The sequence below is a fragment of the Saccharomonospora iraqiensis subsp. iraqiensis genome (assembly GCF_000430445.1).
GTDB classification, from domain to species: Bacteria; Actinomycetota; Actinomycetes; order Mycobacteriales; family Pseudonocardiaceae; genus Saccharomonospora; species Saccharomonospora iraqiensis.
Genome location: NZ_KE387120.1, coordinates 2,693 through 21,250, shown reverse-complemented (window position 1 = coordinate 21,250; position 18,558 = coordinate 2,693). Strand labels below are relative to the sequence as shown.

Here is an 18,558-nt window from a genome sequence, read left to right as displayed (position 1 = left end):
CGTCGGCGCCCTCGGCACCCTCACCGACGGCCCGGCGGGCCCGGTCCAGGTGCGCCCGCAGCGGCGCCGACTCGCCCTGTTCCAGGCGCCCGGCGTCGCCGAACCGGGTCAGCAGCGCACCGAGGTCGTCGAGCGAGGTCGTCGTGGTGAACCCGACCGAGTGCTCGGTGGTGTTGCCCGCTTCGTCGGTGGCGGACACGGTGAGCGTGTGCTCGCCGAGCGGCAGGGTGTGCAGCGGCACGGTCGTCCCCGATTCGATCGGCTCGCCGTCGAGGGTCGCCGACCGCTCGGCCACACCGGAGTCGTCGTCGTGCACCCGCCACGTCGGCGTCAGGTCCGTGGCGTCGCCGTAGACGGCCCCGTCCGCGACCCCGTCGACCGACACGGTCGGCGGAGTCCCGTCGAGCTCGCGGATCTGCACGTCGCGGAACCACACGTCGTCGACGTCACCGTGGTTCTGCAGCCCCACGTGACCCCGGGTGAGGTCCCGCTCCGGGTCGGTGCTGACGAAATCGTTGATCAGCGTGCCGTTGAGGTACACCTCGATCCGCTGACCACGGACCACGATCTCGTAGGAGTTCCACTCCCCCGGCGGGTTGAGCGCGGCGTCGCGGGCCTCGATGTCGGCCGCCTGGAAGTCGTAGATGGCCCCGGTCGTGTTCTCCGGTGCGTCCGAGGGGTCGATCTGGATCTCGTACCCCTCGTTCACGGCCACCCACGGGTCGTCGCCCGGATCCGGGAAGCCCACGAACACGCCGGAGTTGTCGTCTCCGGCCATCTTCCAGTCCAGCTTGAGGCTGTAGGCGCCGAACTCCTGCTCGTGCCAGAGCAGCCCCATCCCGCCGACCGTGCGCACCGTGCAGTCACCGGTGTGCTCGAACGAACCGGGACCGGACTGCCGCCAGCCGTCGAGACTGCCCGCCGTCCCGTCGAAGAGCATCCGGTAGCCCTCGTCCGGGGCCGTGGGTTCGCACTCCGGCGGGGCCTCCGGCACGGACACGCCGTCGCCGGTGAACCGCAACTCGTCCACGTCGAACAATCCTCCGGTCCCGGCGCCGCGGAACACCAGGTACAGCGGCGCGGTATCACCCGGATCAGTGACGGGGACGGGGTCGAGGTCGACGTAGGTGTCGTAGCCACCGGTGTTCGGCACCTCGGTGGTGTGCACCACCGGGCCGTCCGCGGCGCCGTGCCGCAGTTCGATGGTGCCGCCCGGCCCGCCGGAGGACACGCGGTAGCCGACGGCGTCGACCCCGGTGAGGTTCGCCGGATCGATCCGGATCCAGTCCCCGTCGTCGATGTAGCCGACCCGCTGCCCGCCCCGGGCGCCGTCCGCGGCGACCACCTCGACGCCCTCGTGGGCGTCGAAGAACTCGGCCTGCTTCACCTTCGGTTGCAGCACCACCTCGTCCGAGCCGGTCAGCGGGGGAACCTCCCCGGCCCCGCCGGTGTCGGTGTAGCTGACGTTGAGCACCCCGAAGATGTCGGCGTCGAGTCCGTGTCCCTCGTCCGCGGGGGTCTCGATCACGCCGGAACACCCGGAGGCCTCGGACAGCGGGTGCCCGTGCCGGTCGTGGCCGAGGACGTACTCGACGTGGACCCGGGAACAGTCGACCTCCCCGTCCTCCGGGTCGGTCACCGACACCTCGAACGGCACCTCGTCACCGAACCCGAAGAATCCACCCTGGGCCGGTGTCTCCAGGGTCACGGACGGTTCGGTGTTGCCGACGGTGACGACCACGCTCGCCGAGCCGGTGAGCCCGGTCCCGTCGGTGACCGCCAACCGCGCCGTGTACCGCCCGTTGTCGGTGTAGGTGTGCGTCACCGGGCCCGCCTCGGTGGAGTCGGTCTCCCCGTCCCCGTCGAAGTCCCAGGCGTAGGACAGCTGTCCCCCGTCCGGGTCGCCGGTGCCGGACGGGTCGAAGGTGACCTCCAGCGGCGCCTGCCCGGAGGTGTTCTCCGCCGACAGGGACACCTCCGGGGTGCGGTTGCCCGCGGTGTGGTCGATCCGGTAGACGGCCGAGTCCGGCGCCCCGCCGAAGTAGCCGCTGCCGTAGTCGAGCACGTACAGCGACCCGTCCGGGCCGAACTCGATGTTCATCGGCCGGGTCAGCTCCATCGAGGAGAAGAACGGCTCGATCGCTCCCGGCTGCCCGTCCGGTCCGACCTCGATCGTGTTGATCCAGCCCCGGTCCCACTCGTAGGCGAAGTTCTTCCCGTCGTAGAACTCGGGGAACTTCGTGACCGAGTCGAGCTCCGGGTCGAAGTGGTAGACCGGCCCGCCCATCGGCGATTCCCCGCCGTCGCCGAACTCCGGCACCGAGCCACCGTCGTACGGGATCCACGCGGGCTGCGCGGGCGGCAGTTCGGTGCGGCCGGTGTTGTTCGGGCTGTCGTTCCGCGGGGCCGCGCAGTCGAACTCGGCACCCGACTCACCCGAGGCGAAGTCGTAGTCGTGGTAGGCCTGGTTGTCCCCGACGCAGTAGGGCCACCCGTAGTTGCCGGGCCCGGTGATCAGGTTGAACTCCACCGTGCCCGCGGGGCCGCGCTCCGGGTCCGCCGACCCGGCGTCCGGTCCGTAGTCGCCCAGATGGATCCAGCCGGTCTCGTGGTCGACGGCGAACCGGAACGGGTTGCGCAAGCCCATCGCGTAGATCTCCGGGCGGGTGTCGTCCGTACCCGGTTCGAAGAGGTTGCCCTCCGGGACGGTGTAGCTACCGTCCTCGTTCACGGTGATCCGCAGCAGTTTGCCGCGCAGGTCGTTGGTGTTGGCCGCGCTGCGCTGGGCGTCGAACGCGGGGTTGCGGTCGGCGCGCTCGTCGAGCGGGCTGTAGCCGTCCGAGGCGAACGGGTTCGTATCGTCGCCGGTGGACAGCAGCAGATTCCCGTCCGCGTCGAAGTCGATCTCACCGCCCGCGTGGCAGCAGATGCCCCGGTCGGCCTCGACCCGCATGATCTGCTGTTCACTGGTCAAATCCAGGGTTCCGGCGTCGGTCAGCTTGAAGCGGGACAGCTGGTTGTGCCCCTCGAACGGCGCGAAGTCCTCGGGGGTGCCGGTCTCCGGCGCGTCCCCGGACGGGGTGTCCAGCGGGGGCGCGTAGTACAGGTACACCCACCGGTTCGTCGCGAAGTCCGGGTCGATGGCGATGCCCTGCAACCCGTCCTCGTCGTGGTTGTAGACGTCGAGTTCGGCCGCCAGCGACGTGCGGCCCTCCGGTGTCGTCAGGAACACCCGGCCGTCGCGCGAGGTGTGCAGCACCCGGCGGTCCGGCAGGACACTCAGGGCCATCGGTTCCCCGGTGGAGTCGGCGCCCTGCGCGAGGGTGATCTGGTCGAAGTCGTCGTCGGTCGGCTCCCCACCCGGGTCGCCGGAGGTGGAACAGTCCGCGTCGGTGAGTCCGGCGGCGTAGCGGATGCCGCCCGCCAGGTGGCCGAGGAACGCGGGTTCGTCGTAGGACGCCTCGGTGTGTCCCCCGCCGGTGTACCAGGCGCGTCCGCCCTGATTCTCGTGGCACCACGCGATCGGGTGATCGTCGCCCATCGCGCCCGTGCCGGGGTCGTAGCTGCTCTCGTCGAGGGAGGCCAGCACCCGCACGTCCTGTCGCGGGTTCTCCCGGTAGTTGTACCACTCGTCGGTACGGGTCCACTGCTCGGGAAGGTCCGCTGTGGACGGATGGTCGTGGTCCTCGACGAGCGTGGTGGCTTCCTGGATGTGCGGGTGGGAATCGAACCAGGCACCCACCAGGTCGCCGTACCACGGCCAGTCGTACTCGGTGTCCGAGGCCGCGTGCACACCGGCGTACCCGCCGCCGTCGGCGACGTAGCGCTCGAACGCCGCCTGCTGGTCGGCGTCGAGTACGTCGCCCGTGGTGGACAGCCACACCACCGCGTCGTAGTTGTCGAGGTTGTCGTCGGTGAAGGCGGTCGCGTCCTCGGTGGCGTCCACCGCGAACCCGTGTTCCGCGCCCAGATTCTCGATCGCCGCGATCCCCGTGGGGATCGAGCCGTGCCGGTACCCCGCCGTCTTGGAGAAGACGAGCACGCTCGCCTCCTGTGCCGCGGCCGCGCGCTCGGGTGCACCGTCGGCCGGGGCGGCGAGTGCCGTTCCCGACCCGCCCAGAACGGTGCCGAGCGCGAGCATCGCCGCCCCGATCCGCCGTCCGCGGCGTGGGGCCGTGCGTCTGTCGCCGGTCCTGCTGCTTCGTTGCACTGGTACCTACTCCCGTCAGCCTGCCAACCCGTCGTGCCGTCCGTACCCGGTGTGCTCCCACCTCCCGTCCCGCCGTCCCCGGCACGTCCGATGCCGTGCCGGGGACGGCACCGTCGACCCCGCGCCGTGTCCGGCACGGCGGCCCGGTGCCGCGTCGTGTCGGGTGCCCGTGCGCCGGTCAGACCCGGACGAACGCCGAGTCCGCGGCCGCGCTGTGCTGCACCGCCTCCAGCACGCCCTGGACCCGCAGGCCGTCACCGAAGCCCGGCTCCGGGGGCGTGTCCGTGGCGAGCGCGGTGACCAGGTCGACGACCTCGTGGGTGAAGGTGTGTTCGTAGCCGAGCAGGTGACCGGGGGGCCACCAGGCACCGAGGTAGGGGTGCGTGGGCTCGGTGACCACGATCCGCCGGAAGCCGGCCGTGTCCGGATCCTCGGTGGCGTCGTGGAACCACAACTCGTTCATCGACTCGAGGTCGAACGACAGACTGCCGCGCGAGCCGTTCAGCTCCAGCCGCATGGCGTTCTTCCGGCCGAGCGCGTACCGGGTCGCCTCGAAACTGCCCACCGCCCCGCCGGAGAACCGGGCGGTGAACACCGCGCAGTCGTCGACCGTCACCGGTTCGGTCCCGCCCGTTCCGGACCGGCGTTGCCGGACGAAGGTCTCGGTCAGCGCGGACACCCCCTCGATCCCCTGCCCGGTGACGAACTGGGCGGCGTCGACGACGTGCGCCCCGATGTCGCCCAGCGCCCCGGACCCGGCCTGTTCCCGGCGCAGCCGCCAGGTCATCGGCGAGTCCGCGTCGGAGAGCCAGTCCTGCAGGTACATCGCCCGCACGTGCCGCAGCTCGCCGATCCGTCCCTCCGACACGAGTTTCCGGGCCAGCGTCAGCGCGGGGACCCTGCGGTAGTTGAAGCCGACCATGGCATGCACCCCGCGGGCACGGGCCTCGTCGGCGGCGGCCGACATCCGCCGTGCCTCGTCGAGCGAGTTCGCGAGCGGCTTCTCGCACAGCACGTGCTTGCCCGCGGCCAACGCGGCCACGGCGATCTCGGCGTGGGTGTCCCCGGGCGTGCAGATGTCGACGAGGTCGACGTCGTCCCGCCGCAGCAGCGCACGCCAGTCGGTCTCCGCCGAGTCCCACCCGAACCGCTCCGCCGCCGCGGCCGTGCGGTCCGGGTCCCGCCCGCAGACCGCCACCATCCGCGGGCTCACGGGAAGGTCGAAGAAGCGTCCGGCGCTGCGCCAGGCGTGCGAGTGCGCCGCGCCCATGAAGGAGTGCCCCACCATGGCCACGCCGAGCGTGCCCGTGGGTCGTGTGGTCGGCGTCGCGGTGTGCGCCGCGGAGAGGTGCTGTGTCACGAATCGAACCCAACGTCGAGGTAGGAGTCCACATTGTCCTTCGTCACGACCGCCGAGTACGTCGTGATCTCCGAGGGGATCTCGTGCTCGGCGAGGTCGGACAGGCCCTTGTTCTGCCCGAGCAGGCGGGCCATCGACAGCGCCGACGAGGCCATCGACGGGCTGTACAGCACGGTGGCCTTGACCGGCCCGGAGTCGGCCTTGATCAGATCCATCATGTTGCGCGATCCCGCGCCGCCGACGAGGAAGAAGTCGTCCCGGCCCGCGGCCTCGATCGCGGCCACCACCCCGATTCCCTGGTCGTCGTCGTGGTTCCACAGTGCGTCGAGATCCGGTGCGCTCTGCAGCAGGTTCGCCGTCTGCTCCTGACCGGTCTGCGGGGTGAACTCGGCGGCGACCCGCGGCCCCACCCGGAACCCGTGCGTCGACAGCGCGTCGGCGAAGCCCTTGCTGCGCTCCTGGGTGAGCGGCAGCGAGTCGATCCCGGCGACCTCACCGATCACCGGGTCGCGCACGTTGTCGGCCTTGAGGCGCTCGGCGATGTAGTTGCCCGCGTTGACGCCCATCCGGTAGTTGTCCCCGCCGATCCACGTCCGGTACGCCAGCGGCGTGTCGAAGATCCGGTCCACATTGATCACCGGAATGCCGCGGTCCATGGCCCTGCGTCCCACCGGGGTGAGCGCCTTGCCGTCGAACGGCAGGACCACCAGCACGTCCACGTCGTTGTTGATGAGCGACTCGACCTGGGCGATCTGCTGGTTGACGTCGTTGGTGCCCTCGGTGGCCTCCAGGGTGACGTCGGAGTAGCGGCCCGCCGACTCCCGCGCGTTGATCGTCATGGCGGCCATCCAGCCGTGGTCGGCGGCGGGTGCGGAGAAGCCGATGGTCACCGGCTGGCCCGGCTCGGTGTTGTCGGCACGATCACCGGCCGGTTGCTGCTCGCCGTCCGCGGACCGTTCGTTGGAGGTGCAGCCCGCGAGGACCGCACCCGCCCCGACCCCCGCGGCGGAGAGCAGGAATCCGCGGCGGGCGACGTTGTTTCGGATCATGACGTACTCCCGGTGGGTCGAGTTGCCGGATCGTCGGAGGACTCCTGTTCGGGTGGTTCCGGTGGTGGTTCCGCCGCCTTCGCCGCGCCCCGGCGCCCGAAGGTGGTGTTCTGCGACAGCACGGCGGCGACGATGATCGCGCCCTTGACGATGCTCTGGATGTCGGTGTCCAGGTTGTTCTGGGTGAACACGTTGCTGAGCACCGTGAAGATCAGGACGCCGACGAGCGTCCCGATCAGACTGCCGCGTCCCCCGGTCAGCAGCGTGCCCCCGATGACGACCGCGGCGATCGCGTCCAGTTCCCAGAGCAGACCGACGGTGGACGCCCCGGAGTTCGTGCGCGAGATCACCATGATCGCGGCGATCCCGCAACACAGCCCGCTGATGCCGTACACCAGGGCGGTGTGTCGCCGGACGTTGATCCCGGACAACCGGGCCGCCTCGGCGTTGCCCCCGATGGCGAACGTGCGTCTGCCGAAGGTGGTGCGGTTGAGCACGACCCATCCGACGACGAACACCCCGGCCAGCATCCACACCAGGACCGGGATTCCGAGCAGCGACGCGCCGAAGAAGTCGGTGAACCCCGTTCCGGTGACGACCTGGGTCTGCCGCCCGCTGATCCGCTCGGCCAGACCGCGCGCCGAGGCCATCATCGCCAGCGTCATGATGAACGGCACGATCTTGCCGTAGGAGATCAGCACACCGTTCACCAGGCCGGTGCCCAGGCCCACCAGCAGGGCGCAGACCACCATGACCACGGGCCCGTACGACTGGGTCGCCACGGTGGTGGCCCACACACTCGCCAGGGCGGCGATCGAGCCGACGGACAGGTCGATCCCGCCCGCGATGATCACGAAGGTCATCCCGACGGCGACCACGCCGATCGGCGCGGACGCGCGCAGCATCGTGGACAGGTTCGCCCCGGTGAAGAAGGTGTCCGGGTTGGTCACCACGCCGACCACGCACAGCAGTACCAGCACACCGGTCAGCCCCAGCAGCCGCACGTTCACCGTGCGCCGTCGTGGCCGTCCGTCCGCGTCTGCCCGCCGCACGGGGGGACGGTCCAGGGTCTCGGTCACGCCGCACTCCCTTCCATCACCATGTCGAGCACGTCGGCCTCGCTCGTCGTGTCGGCGGGGCGCTCGGCCAGTACCCGGCCCTCCCGCAGCACCAGCACCCGGTCGGCCAGGGCCAGTACCTCGGGGATCTCGCTGGAGACGACCACCACGGCCACCCCCTCGGCGGCGAGTTCGTGGATCAGCCGGTACAACTCGGCGCGCGCCCCGGCGTCCACGCCCCGCGTCGGTTCGTCCAGCAGCAGCACCCGGCAGCCCCGGACCAGCCACCGCGCCAGCACGACCTTCTGCTGGTTCCCGCCGGAGAGCGTGCGGGCCTGCCGGTGCGGATCGGCGGGCCGGAGGTCGAGGCGCTCCAGGGTGGACGCCGTCACGGCGGTCTCGGCCCCCGGCAGGGAGAAACCGAATCGGCTGTAGGCGGGCAGGCTGGCCAGCGTCACGTTGTCGGCCACCGACATGTCGGACAGCAGTGCCTGGCTCTTGCGCTCCTCGGGCGCCAGTCCCACACCCGCGGCCACGGCGGAGGCCACACTGCCGGGACGCAGCCGGGTCCCCGCGACGGAGACCGTGCCGCGGTCGGGCCTGCGGGCGCCGAAGACGGTCTCCAGGATCTCGCTGCGGCCCGACCCCATGAGGCCCGCCAGTCCGACGACCTCGCCCGCGCGCACCCGGAACGACACGTCGTCGAACTCACCGCTCCGGGCGAGGCCGGCGACCTCCAGCAGGACGTCACCGTGGGCGCACGGATCCCGCTTCGTCCCACCGGACGCGGTCCGCACCGCCCGACCCGCCATCAGATCGACCAGTTCGGACGTCGTGTGTTCCTCCGCGTCGAGGCCGGTGGCGACCGTGCGCCCGTCCTTGAGCACGGTGACCCGGTCGCCGATCCGGCGGATCTCCTCCAGCCGGTGCGAGATGTAGACGACGGCGACCCCCTGGTCGGTCAGCTCACCGAGGATGCGGAAGAGGTTGTCCACCTCGTCGGCGGCGAGGGCGGCCGTCGGTTCGTCGGCCACGAGCAGGCGCGCGTCGTGCGCGAGTGCCCGGGCCATGGACACCAGCTGCTGCCCCGCGGCCGGGAGGTCACCGACCTCGTCGTCCGGACTGATCTCGCCGTGGCCCAGACGGTCGAGCAGCGCGGCCGTCTCCGCGCGGGCGGCGGCGCGGCGGAGGAAACCGTGCCGGGACCGCTCGTGGCCGAGGAAGACGTTCTCGGCCACCGACAGGCCCGGGACCAGGTCGAGCTCCTGGTACATGGTCGCGATGCCGTGCCGGAGTGCGGCCACCGGGGACGGCAGGGCGACGGCCCCGCCCCGCCACACGATCTCGCCGGCGTCCGGCTGGTGCGCCCCGGAGAGCGTCTTGATCAGGGTCGACTTGCCCGCGCCGTTCTGCCCGAGCAGGCAGTGCACCTCACCCGGCCGGACCTCGAGATCCACACCGTCCAGTGCGCGCACCCCGGGGAAACGCTTCACGATCCCCCGCATCTCCAACAGGGGGGCGTCCGACGCATCGGGGCTCGCGTCGTGCGAACTTATATCCACGTCAGCCCTACTTTCTTCTTCGGCATGCAAAAGTAGGGTGATTCGGACCACCCGTCAAGGGGCGGGAGTGTCGCGCCGGGGCAGACCCCGGGCGCGGTCAGGACGGTGACCAGCGGGTCACCGGGACGAGCGGGTGGTTCTCACCAGGTGAAGGTCATGTGCCGGAACTCCGGCCACAGCCGTTCCCAGGACGCCGTGCGCTCCTCGGCGAGCCAGATCGGCTCGTCCTGGTTGCCGTTGTTGACCGCACGTCCGTTGTCGATCCGGCGGAGCAGACGCAGCTCACCGAAGTAGCGGCTCAGCTGCTCACGGTCGGACCCGACGAACAAAGTCGCGCCCGCGCCCTCCGGGGGCCTGCCGAAGTAGTGGAACCCCCGGCTGCCGCTGTAGGGCCGGGGCAGGTCCGGCCGGAAGTGTTCGACGGCGGCGGCCTGCCAGTAGGTCTCGGTGACGATCGCGGTCGCCGCCCGTGTGTCCGGCGGCAACGAGTGGTAGGCACCGGCCACGTCGTCGGCCACCTGCGGCCAGCCGAACTCCTCCAGCTCCATGTTCATCGGGCTGTAGGGCTCGCCCGCGTAGGCCGAGATCGGTTGGACCGGCAGCCAGCTGATCGCCACCGCGGCGGAGACGGCGTAGGCCCCCGCGACCACCGGTTTCCACTGCGCCGGCCGCAGGTGGGTGAACATCCGGTCCAGCCGGGTCGCCGCGACCGCGAAGCACAGCGCGAACAGTCCGCCCACGTAGTACGGCCTGCCCTCGGTGAGCCAGAACACGGCCGTCACGACGAGCACGGTGATGCCGAGGAACCGGTACGCGCGCAGCTCCGGGTCCCGCAGCAGCCACCAGGTGCCGAGCACCACCAGCACCGCGCCGACGCCGATCCCGGCCTGCTCCAACGCCATCGGCAGGAAGGTCAACCGGCCCCCGGCGTAGGAGACCTCGTCGGCGACGATGCGGTTCATCTCCACCTGCGGCCACCCGTGCCGGGCCTGCCAGATCAGCGTGGGCACCGAGACGGCCACCGCCAGCGCGGCGCCGAGCCACAGCATCGGCCTGCGCAGCAGCGCACGCGGCCCCACCAGGAACACCGAGGCCGCCACCGCGATCCAGAACACCGGGATGAGGAACTTGACCTGCAGGTCGATCGCCGTGACCACACCCGCGACGAGCAGCAGCCGGTCGTCCCGCAGGCGCACCCAGCGCACGAGCAGCCAGACGACGACCGTCCAGAGGAACACGTCGAGCATGTGGGTGGCGAGGATGTGGCCCGCCCCGGCCAGCAGGAACGGGGAGCAGGCGTAGGCGCCCGCCGCCATCGCCTGGGCGCGCGGACCACCGCCGAACTCGCGCGCGGTCAACCCGGCCACGACGATGCCGAGCCCGGTCAGCAGGACGGCGGGCAGCCGCAGGCCCACCACCGAACCGGGGAACAGGGTGTCCATCGCCCGGGCCAACAGCGGCAGCAGCGGCGGCTGATCGGCGTAGCCCCAGTCCAGGTGTCTGCCCGCGGCCAGGAAGTACAGCTCGTCACCGTGGTAGCCGTACCGCCCGGCGAAGGCCAGCAGCACCGCCATCGCCGCACCCGCGATCACCCACACCGGCACCCGGGCGAACTGCGGTACGGCCATGCCGGAGAACCCTAACCTCCCCGACCCCGTCTCCCCACCACCCGCGCGTCGACGCTCGGTGGCCGCGAGTTGCCGCTCCGTGCCCGCGGCTTGACGCTCGGTGCCCGCGAGTCGACGGCCGGTGCCCGCGGGCCGGCGTTCCGTGTCCGCGGGTCGGGGCTCGGTGTCGTCGGATCCCTCTCCGGTACCGGAGCGCGGTCCGGACGCCGGGGGGTCACCGGCCCTGTTCGGAAGGGTCAACTCGCGCTCCCACAGGGTCGACTCGCGGGCATGGGGCGGCAACTCGCGGGCATGGGTGGGGTGTCACATGTTGATCATGTGGCCCGCGAGGCCGTGGACGGCTTCCTTGACCGCCTCGCCGAGGGTGGGGTGGGCGTGCACGTTGCGGGCGAGTTCGTGCACGGTGAGGTCCCACTGCTGAGCCAGGGTGAGCTCCGGCAGCAGCTCGGTGACCTCGGGGCCGATGAGGTGCGCCCCGAGCAGCTCACCGTGCTCCGGGTCGCTGAGGATCTTCGCGAAGCCGACGGTGTCGCCGAGGCCGTGCGCCTTGCCGTTGGCCGTGAAGGGGAACTTCGTCACCCGCACGTCGTGGCCCTCGGCGCGCGCCTGCTCCTCGGTGAGGCCGAAGCTGGCCACCTGGGGCTGGCAGTAGGTCGCGCGGGGGATCATGCGGTAGTCCAGTTCCATCGTCTCCGCGTCGCCGATCGTCTCGGCGGCCACGAGCCCCTGCGACTCGGCGGTGTGGGCCAGCATGAGCTTGGCGGTCACGTCGCCGATCGCGAAGATGTGCCGCACGCTGGTGCGGCACCGGCCGTCGACGTCGATGGCCCCCTGCTCGTTCAACGCGACCCCGGTGTTCTCCAAACCGTAGCCCTCCACGGTCGGCCGGAACCCGATCGCCTGCATCACCTTGTCCGTCTCCAGCACCCGCCGCCGGTCGCCGTCGGAGACGGTGACCGTCACCCGCTCGCCGGTGTCGTCGATCGACTCGACGCGGGTGGAGGTGAACACGTCGATGCCCAACCGGCGGTACCGGCGGGCGAGCTCGGCCGAGACCTCCTCGTCCTCGGCGGGGACCAGCCGGTCGAGGAACTCGACGATCGTGACGTGGACCCCGTAGTTGTGCAGTACGTAGGCGAACTCGACGCCGACGGCCCCCGCACCGCAGATCACGATGTCGTCCGGCAGCTCCGCGGTGAGGATCTGCTCCTCGTAGGTGACCACCCGGTCGGTGACCGAGGTGCCCGGCAGCAGCTTCGCCGTCGCCCCGGCCGCGATGATGCAGTGGTCGAAGGTGACGGTGTCCACCGCACCGTCGGTGCCGCGCACCTCGATCGTGGTGTCGTCGACGAAGCTGCCCCGCCCGTTGTACTCGGTGATGGCGTTCTTCTTCATCAGGTAGTGCACGCCCTTGACCCGACCGTCCGCGGCCTTGCGGCTGCGTTCGTAGGCGGCCGTGTAGTCGAACGTGACCTCCCCGTCGACGTGGATGCCGAACGTCCGCGCCTGCGTGGTGAACAGGTGCGCCAGCTCGGCGTTGCGCAGCAGCGCCTTCGACGGGATGCATCCGACGTTGAGGCAGACACCGCCCCAGTAGCGCTCCTCGATGACGGCGGTGTCCAGCCCGAGTTGGGCCGCCCGCACGGCGGCCGTGTAGCCGCCGGGGCCCGCGCCCAGCACCACGACGTCGAAGTGTTCGCTCATGCCGTGATTATGCCCGTCTCAGGCGTCCGGCGGGGGTTGGTCACGCACCTCGGCGAGCAGGTCGGTGATCGCGGCCATGATCCGGTCGGTGGCCTCCCGGAGCTGGGCCGCGCCGGGACGGTCGGACTCCAGGTCGGACAGGTCGACCGGCGGTCCGGCGGCGAGGTGCAGCGTGGGCCGTGGCACCACCCGTGGCAGTGACCTCCCCACCGGTAGCAGGTGCTGGGTGCCCCAGCAGGCGACCGGCACCACGGGGGTCCCGGTGGTCAGGGCCATCCGGGCCAGGCCGGTCTTGCCCTCGCTCGGCCACCCGTCGGCCCGGTCACCGAAGGTGCCCTCCGGGAAGACCACGACACACTCGCCCGCGCGGACGGAGGCGACCGCCTGCCGGTAGGCGTCCAGCGCGCTGGACCGCCCGCGGTGGACCGGGAGGTGCCTGCCCGAGGACATCACCGACCGCACCACCGGCACCGTCCACAGATCCGCCTTCGCGAAGAAGCGCGGGACCCGCCGCGCGGTGAGACCGAACAGCGTCACCGCGATCGGATCGGCGTAGGAGAGGTGGTTGCTCGCCACGAGCACGCCCCCGCGCCGGGGCAGGTGCCTGCGGCCCCGCAGCCGCCACCGGGTGGTCAGCGCGAGCACCGGGGCGATCACCTCGATCGCCAGGCCGTACCAGAAGCCGCGGCCGCGCCGGGGGAACCGGCCGATCAGGCGCAGCTTGGCCACGGCACGCCCCACCGGGCCCCGTCCCCCCGGGCGTGGGGCGGCGCGCACGGTGCCGCGGCCACCGCCGCCGCTCAGGAGACCCGCTCCAGGACCACCACGGGGATGTCCCGGTCGGTCTTGCGGCGGTACTCGTCGTAGTCCGGCCACACGGCCGCCATCACGGGCCACAGCCGGGCCTTCTCGTCCGGATCGGCCGTCCGGGCCCGGGCCGGGAACCGCTCACCCCGGATCTGTACCCGGACGTCGGGGTCGTCCCGCAGGTTGAGGTACCAGGCCGGGTGGCTGTCCGCACCGCCCTTGGAGGCCACGACGACGTAGCGCCCGTCCACCTCCTGGAAGATCAGCGCCGACTTGCGCGGTTCCCCCGTCCGCCGGCCGGTGGTGGTCAGGATCAGGATGGGCGCGCCCTTGTACCAGTCGTAGCCGACCTCGCCGTCGGTCTCCTCGTACCGACGCACGTGTTCGTCGCCGAACAGCATCGTCAGCCCCTTTCCCTCGGTTCGCGCGTCACCCTACCGATCCACTCCGCCGCTTCCGGACACCGCGGCGGTGCGGGACGGCAGCCCGTCGGGTGTCGTGGACAGCACCTCGGCGAGCAGCGCGGGGTCGACGTTGCCGCCCGACACCACGGCCACGGCCGGACCGTCCGGCAGCCGCGGGGCCCGGAACAACCACGCGGCCGTGGCCACCGCACCGCTGGGTTCGGCGACGAGCCCGCCGTGCCGCGCGAGCAGGGCCATCGCCGCACGGATCTCGTCCTCACCCACCGTGACGATGTCGTCGAGCACCGCGCGCAGGTGGGCGAAGGTCAGCTCGGACGGTTGGGCACGGAGCCCGTCGGCCATCGTCCGGGCCCGGTCCGCCACCGGCCAGTCGACCCGCCGCCCGGTGTGCAGACCCTCCCGCGCGTCCGCCGCCAGTTCCGGTTCGACGCCGACGACCCGGACACGGGGACACAGCGCCCGCACCGCGGTCCCGACCCCGGCGGCGAGGCCACCACCGCTGACCGGGACCAGCACGACACCGACGTCCGGCAGGTCGGCGGCGATCTCCAGGCCGACCGTGCCCTGCCCCGCGATCACATCGGGATGGTCGAACGGCGGCACCAGCTCCGCGCCCAGCTCGGTGACCAGCCGCCCGGCCACGGCCTCCCGCTCGCCGGGTCCGCAGAGGACCACCTCGGCCCCGTACGCCCGGGTGCCGTCGATCTTGACCTGCGGGGTCGAGTCCGGCATCACGACGTGCGCGCGGACGCCCGCCGCACGGGCCGCGGCGGCCACGGCACGGGCGTGGTTGCCGCTCGAATAGGCGACCACACCCCGCCGGCGCCGCTCCGTGTCGAGACGGGCGAGCGCGTTGAGCGCCCCGCGGATCTTGAACGCACCGACCGCCTGGAGACTCTCCGGTTTCACCCACAGGGAGCCGGGTCCTCCCGCCCACGGGCAGGGCAGCAGCGGGGTGCGCACCGTCGCGTCCCGAATCCGGTCGGCGGCGGCGCGGATGTCCGGCACGGTCACGAGATCCACCGGCCCAGTGTGCCACCGGCCGCGGCCCCGCCGGGTGCGGTCGGCGATCGTCCGCGATTTTCCTTCGAGCAAGGTCGAGGGCAGGTACCGTGGCGGTGTGACGAAGCTCGCCGACCATCTCACCATCGGACAGGTCGCCGAACGCAGCGGCGTGCCGCACACCGCCCTGCGCTTCTACGAGGACCGCGGACTGATCCACGCGGAACGCTCCGCGGGCAACCAGCGCCGTTTCCCGCGCTCCGTGCTGCGGCGGATCGCCTTCATCCGCGCCGCACAGCGGGTGGGGCTCTCGCTGGAGCAGATCGGGGAGGCACTCGCCACGCTGCCGCACGACCACGCCCCCACCAAGGCCGACTGGGCGCGGCTGTCCCGCACCTGGCGGGCCGAGCTGGACGCGCGCATCGACGCGCTGCAACGCCTGCGGGACCAGCTCACCGGCTGTGTCGGGTGCGGCTGCCTGTCGCTGCGCACCTGTGCCCTGAACAACCCGGACGACCGGATCGCCCGGTACGGGCCGGGTGCCCCGGTGCTCAAGCCGTCCGCCGAGGGCGGACTGTGACCCGGTGGGCCGCAGGCGGGCCGTGCCCGGGCCGCCCCCCTCAGCCGCTCAGCCGCTCAGCCACTCAGCCGCTCAGCCAGGCGACGGCACCACCCACCGCGAGCAGCGCCGCCACGGCGAGCGCGACGGCCGCGACACGCGAGTTCTTCCAGGTGGTGACCGCCCCACCCGCGAGGAACCCGCCCACGGCGAACAACAGCAGCGCCACCAGCGCGTCCGACATCAGTTCCCCCTCACCGACCGGACCCGGAACCACGACCCACGCCGACCACGGACGCCCCCGACCGGTGGGTCACAGGACGCCCTTGGTGGACGGGACCCCGCCCGCGCGCGGGTCGGGTTCGCACGCCTCCCGCAGTGCCCGCGCCAGCGCCTTGTACTGCGCCTCGGCGATGTGGTGCGGATCCCGCCCGTGCAGCACGCGGACGTGCAACGCGAGCTGCGCGTGGAAGGCGAACGACTCGAACACGTGCCGGGTGAGCACGAACGGGTAGTTGCCCCCGACGGTGAACGTGTGGAACTGCTCCGGTTCCCCGACGTGGACGCAGTACGGCCGGCCGGAGACGTCCACCGCCGCGTGCGCCAGGGTCTCGTCCATCGGGATCCACGCGTCCCCGAACCGGCGGATGCCCTGCTTGTCCCCGAGCGCCCGGTGCACCGCCTGCCCCAGCACGATCGCGGTGTCCTCGACGGTGTGGTGGGCGTCGATGTGCACGTCGCCGCTCGCCCGGACGGTCAGGTCGAGACTGCCGTGCACGCCGAACGAATGCAGCATGTGGTCGTAGAACGGCACCCCGGTGGCGACCTCGACCCGGCCGGTCCCGTCCAGGTCGACCTCCACCCGGATCGACGACTCCTTCGTGGTGCGCTCCACCGCGCCCTTCCGGGTCACGTCGCGACCTCCTTGCTCGCCCGCAGAAAGGCGTCGTTCTCCTCGGGCGTGCCGATGGTCACCCGCAGGTGTCCCTCGATCCCCACGTCCCTGATCAGCACTCCCTGGTCCACATAGGACCGCCAGACGGCGGGAGCGTCCGCGAACCGTCCGAACAGGACGAAGTTGGCGTCGCTGTGCACCGGGTCGAGCCCGAGCGCGCGCAGACCGTCGCAGACCCGTTCCCGCTCGGCCGCCAGCTCCGCCACCGAGGCGAGCGTCGCGTCGGCGTGCCGCAGCGCCGCGCGGGCGGCCGCCTGCGTCAGCACGGACAGGTGATACGGCAGCCGGACCAGTTGCAGCGCGTCCACCACGGCGGGCGCGGCCGCCAGATACCCGAGGCGGCCCCCGGCGAAGGCGAACGCCTTGCTCATGGTGCGGGAGACGATCAGCTTGGTCGGGTGCTCGTCCAGCAGGTGCACCGCGCTCGGCCGGGAGGAGAACTCGGCGTAGGCCTCGTCCACGACGACCAGCCCCGGCGCGGCACGCAGGATCGCGTCCAGTGCCTCCTCCGGGACCGACCCGCCGGTGGGGTTGTTCGGGCTCGTCACGAAGACCACGTCCGGGGCACGCTCGGCCACGACCTCCGCCACGGCACCGGCGTCCAGGGAGAAGTCGGCCGCACGCGGCGCGGGGCACCACTCGGTGCGCGTGCCCGAGGCGAGGATCGGGTGCATCGAGTACGACGGCTCGAACCCGAGCGCCGACCGCCCCGGGCCACCGAACGCCTGCAACACCTGCTGCAGGATCTCGTTCGAGCCGTTGGCGGCCCAGATGTGCCGTTCGGTCAGCGACGCACCGGTCGCGGCGGACAGGTACGCCGCGAGATCCCGGCGCAGCGCGACGGCGTCACGGTCCGGGTAGCGGTGCAGTCCGCGGGCGGCCTCCCGGGCCGCCTCGGCGACGTCGTCCACCAGTTCCGCCGGCGGCGGGAACGGGTTCTCGTTCGTGTTCAGCCGCACCGGCACGTCCAGCTGCGGGGCCCCGTACGGACTGCGGCCGCGCAGGTCCTCGCGCAGCGGCAACTGCTCCGGGGTGACGTCCTCGGCGCTCATGCGGTGCCCTCCGAACCGGGGAACCGGGCGGCAGCATCGTCCCCGCCTCCCGGGAACCGGGCCGCAGCGTCATCCGCGCCGCCCGGGAACCGGGCCGCAGCATCATCCGCGCCGCCCGGGAACCGGGCGGTGACGGCCTCGCCGTGCGCGGGCAGGTCCTCCGCGTCGGCCAGCGCGACCACCGCCTCGGCGACGTCGGCCAGCGCCGCCGCGCTGTAGTCCACGACGTGGATGCCGCGCAGGAAGCTCTGCACGGACAGGCCCGAGGAGTGCCGGGCGAAGCCGCCGGTGGGCAGCACGTGATTCGACCCGGCGCAGTAGTCGCCGAGCGAGACCGGCGCGTACGGGCCCACGAAGATGGCACCCGCATTGCGCACCCGGGCGGCCACCCCGGCGGCGTCGGCGGTCTGGATCTCCAGGTGCTCGGCGGCGTAGGCGTCGACCACGCGCAGGCCGTCGTCCAGCGAGGAGACCAGGACGGTGCCGGACTGCGTGCCGGTCAGCGCCGTCCGGACGCGCTCGGTGTGTTTGGTGTCCGCGACCCGCGTCTCCAGTTCGGCGTCCACGGCGTCGGCCAGTGCGGGTGAGGTGGTCACCAGCACACTGGCGGCCAGGGTGTCGTGCTCGGCCTGGCTGACCAGGTCGGCGGCCACGTGCGCGGGCTCAGCCGTGTCGTCGGCGAGGATCGCGATCTCGGTGGGCCCCGCCTCGGAGTCGATACCGATGATCCCGCGCAGCATCCGCTTCGCCGCGGTGACGTAGAGGTTGCCCGGCCCGGTCACCATGTCGACCGGGTCCAGGTCGGTGCCGTCGGTGTCGCGCGCCCCGTGCGCCAGCAGCGCGACGGCCTGCGCGCCGCCGACCGCCCACACCTCGTCGACCTCCAGCAGCGCGGCGGCGGCGAGGATCGTCGGGTGCGGCAGGCCCCCGAACTCCGCCTGCGGGGGTGAGCACAGCACCAGCGAACCGACCCCGGCGGCCTGGGCGGGCACCACGTTCATCACCACGCTGGAGGGGTACACGGCCAGTCCGCCCGGCGCGTACAGGCCGACCCGCCCGACGGGCACCCAGCGTTCGGTGACCGTGCCGCCCTCGGCGACCCGGGTGGTGACGTCGCCGCGGCGCTGGTCGGCGTGCACCGCGCGGGCGCGGGTGATCGACTCCTCCAGCGCGGTCCGGACGGCGCC

At 72.1% G+C, this 18,558-nt stretch carries 15 protein-coding genes; 1 reads left to right on the top strand and 14 read right to left on the bottom strand.

Annotated elements, in window-relative coordinates; all coding sequences use genetic code 11:
- The 10 genes from ACTIR_RS24110 to ACTIR_RS24105 all read right to left on the bottom strand — a co-directional run.
- On the bottom strand, window positions 1-4,141 hold a 4,141-nt coding region (locus tag ACTIR_RS24110; protein ID WP_233345938.1), incomplete at its 3' end, for a ThuA domain-containing protein.
- A gap of 247 nt (window positions 4,142-4,388) precedes the next feature.
- Complete coding sequence (locus ACTIR_RS0117705; RefSeq protein ID WP_026455279.1) at window positions 4,389-5,570, bottom strand: Gfo/Idh/MocA family protein; 1,182 nt, start codon at window positions 5,568-5,570, stop codon at window positions 4,389-4,391.
- Complete coding sequence (locus ACTIR_RS0117700) at window positions 5,567-6,619, bottom strand: substrate-binding domain-containing protein (protein ID WP_026455278.1); 1,053 nt, start codon at window positions 6,617-6,619, stop codon at window positions 5,567-5,569. The genes ACTIR_RS0117705 and ACTIR_RS0117700 overlap by 4 nt, the downstream gene beginning before the upstream one ends.
- Entirely contained in the window at window positions 6,616-7,698 is a 1,083-nt protein-coding gene (locus tag ACTIR_RS0117695; RefSeq protein ID WP_026455277.1) for an ABC transporter permease, read from the bottom strand. The genes ACTIR_RS0117700 and ACTIR_RS0117695 overlap by 4 nt, the downstream gene beginning before the upstream one ends.
- Entirely contained in the window at window positions 7,695-9,182 is a 1,488-nt protein-coding gene (locus ACTIR_RS0117690; protein WP_026455276.1) for a sugar ABC transporter ATP-binding protein, read from the bottom strand. Before ACTIR_RS0117690 ends, ACTIR_RS0117695 begins: the two co-directional genes overlap by 4 nt.
- 197 nt (window positions 9,183-9,379) lie before the next feature.
- Window positions 9,380-10,867, bottom strand: coding sequence for an ArnT family glycosyltransferase (locus ACTIR_RS0117685; protein ID WP_026455275.1), 1,488 nt, complete (start codon window positions 10,865-10,867; stop codon window positions 9,380-9,382).
- Between the two features lie 303 nt (window positions 10,868-11,170).
- Window positions 11,171-12,571 (bottom strand): dihydrolipoyl dehydrogenase, encoded by a 1,401-nt coding sequence (lpdA, locus tag ACTIR_RS0117680; RefSeq protein ID WP_026455274.1) that lies wholly within the window; start codon window positions 12,569-12,571, stop codon window positions 11,171-11,173.
- 18 nt (window positions 12,572-12,589) lie between these two features.
- Entirely contained in the window at window positions 12,590-13,300 is a 711-nt protein-coding gene (locus ACTIR_RS0117675) for a lysophospholipid acyltransferase family protein (protein WP_154663808.1), read from the bottom strand.
- A 71-nt stretch (window positions 13,301-13,371) separates the two neighbouring features.
- Window positions 13,372-13,779 (bottom strand): nitroreductase family deazaflavin-dependent oxidoreductase, encoded by a 408-nt coding sequence (locus ACTIR_RS0117670; RefSeq protein WP_026455272.1) that lies wholly within the window; start codon window positions 13,777-13,779, stop codon window positions 13,372-13,374.
- Between the two features lie 33 nt (window positions 13,780-13,812).
- A complete protein-coding gene (locus ACTIR_RS24105; RefSeq protein WP_052583934.1) occupies window positions 13,813-14,826 on the bottom strand; it encodes a threonine ammonia-lyase in 1,014 nt (337 codons plus the stop codon).
- A 97-nt stretch (window positions 14,827-14,923) separates the two neighbouring features.
- Between ACTIR_RS24105 and soxR the strand changes: the two genes are divergently transcribed.
- The gene (soxR, locus tag ACTIR_RS0117660) at window positions 14,924-15,385 is read left to right on the top strand and encodes a redox-sensitive transcriptional activator SoxR (RefSeq protein WP_026455271.1); all 462 of its coding nucleotides are present in this window, start codon (window positions 14,924-14,926) and stop codon (window positions 15,383-15,385) included.
- Between the two features lie 64 nt (window positions 15,386-15,449).
- Here the strand turns inward: soxR and ACTIR_RS27270 are convergent, their stop codons facing one another.
- The 4 genes from ACTIR_RS27270 to hisD form a co-directional block, all read right to left on the bottom strand.
- Window positions 15,450-15,608, bottom strand: coding sequence for a hypothetical protein (locus ACTIR_RS27270; protein WP_199285646.1), 159 nt, complete (start codon window positions 15,606-15,608; stop codon window positions 15,450-15,452).
- A gap of 69 nt (window positions 15,609-15,677) precedes the next feature.
- Window positions 15,678-16,277, bottom strand: coding sequence for an imidazoleglycerol-phosphate dehydratase HisB (hisB, locus tag ACTIR_RS0117650; RefSeq protein ID WP_026455270.1), 600 nt, complete (start codon window positions 16,275-16,277; stop codon window positions 15,678-15,680).
- On the bottom strand, window positions 16,274-17,371 hold the full coding sequence (locus ACTIR_RS0117645; protein WP_026455269.1) for a histidinol-phosphate transaminase: 1,098 nt from the start codon (window positions 17,369-17,371) through the stop codon (window positions 16,274-16,276). The genes hisB and ACTIR_RS0117645 overlap by 4 nt, the downstream gene beginning before the upstream one ends.
- Window positions 17,368-18,558: histidinol dehydrogenase (gene hisD / locus ACTIR_RS24095; RefSeq protein WP_233345937.1), on the bottom strand; the 1,191-nt coding region annotated here is incomplete at its 5' end. The genes ACTIR_RS0117645 and hisD, both read right to left, overlap by 4 nt.

Bases quoted from the DNA above. Each gene is read 5' to 3' on its own strand.
- ACTIR_RS0117685 (WP_026455275.1), bottom strand. From the start codon at position 10,867: ATGGCCGTACCGCAGTTCGCCCGGGTGCCGGTGTGGGTGATCGCGGGT.
- lpdA (WP_026455274.1), bottom strand. From the start codon at position 12,571: ATGAGCGAACACTTCGACGTCGTGGTGCTGGGCGCGGGCCCCGGCGGC.
- ACTIR_RS27270 (WP_199285646.1), bottom strand. From the start codon at position 15,608: ATGTCGGACGCGCTGGTGGCGCTGCTGTTGTTCGCCGTGGGCGGGTTC.
- ACTIR_RS0117670 (WP_026455272.1), bottom strand. From the start codon at position 13,779: ATGCTGTTCGGCGACGAACACGTGCGTCGGTACGAGGAGACCGACGGC.
- ACTIR_RS0117700 (WP_026455278.1), bottom strand. From the start codon at position 6,619: ATGATCCGAAACAACGTCGCCCGCCGCGGATTCCTGCTCTCCGCCGCG.
- ACTIR_RS0117645 (WP_026455269.1), bottom strand. From the start codon at position 17,371: ATGAGCGCCGAGGACGTCACCCCGGAGCAGTTGCCGCTGCGCGAGGAC.
- ACTIR_RS0117690 (WP_026455276.1), bottom strand. From the start codon at position 9,182: ATGCGGGGGATCGTGAAGCGTTTCCCCGGGGTGCGCGCACTGGACGGT.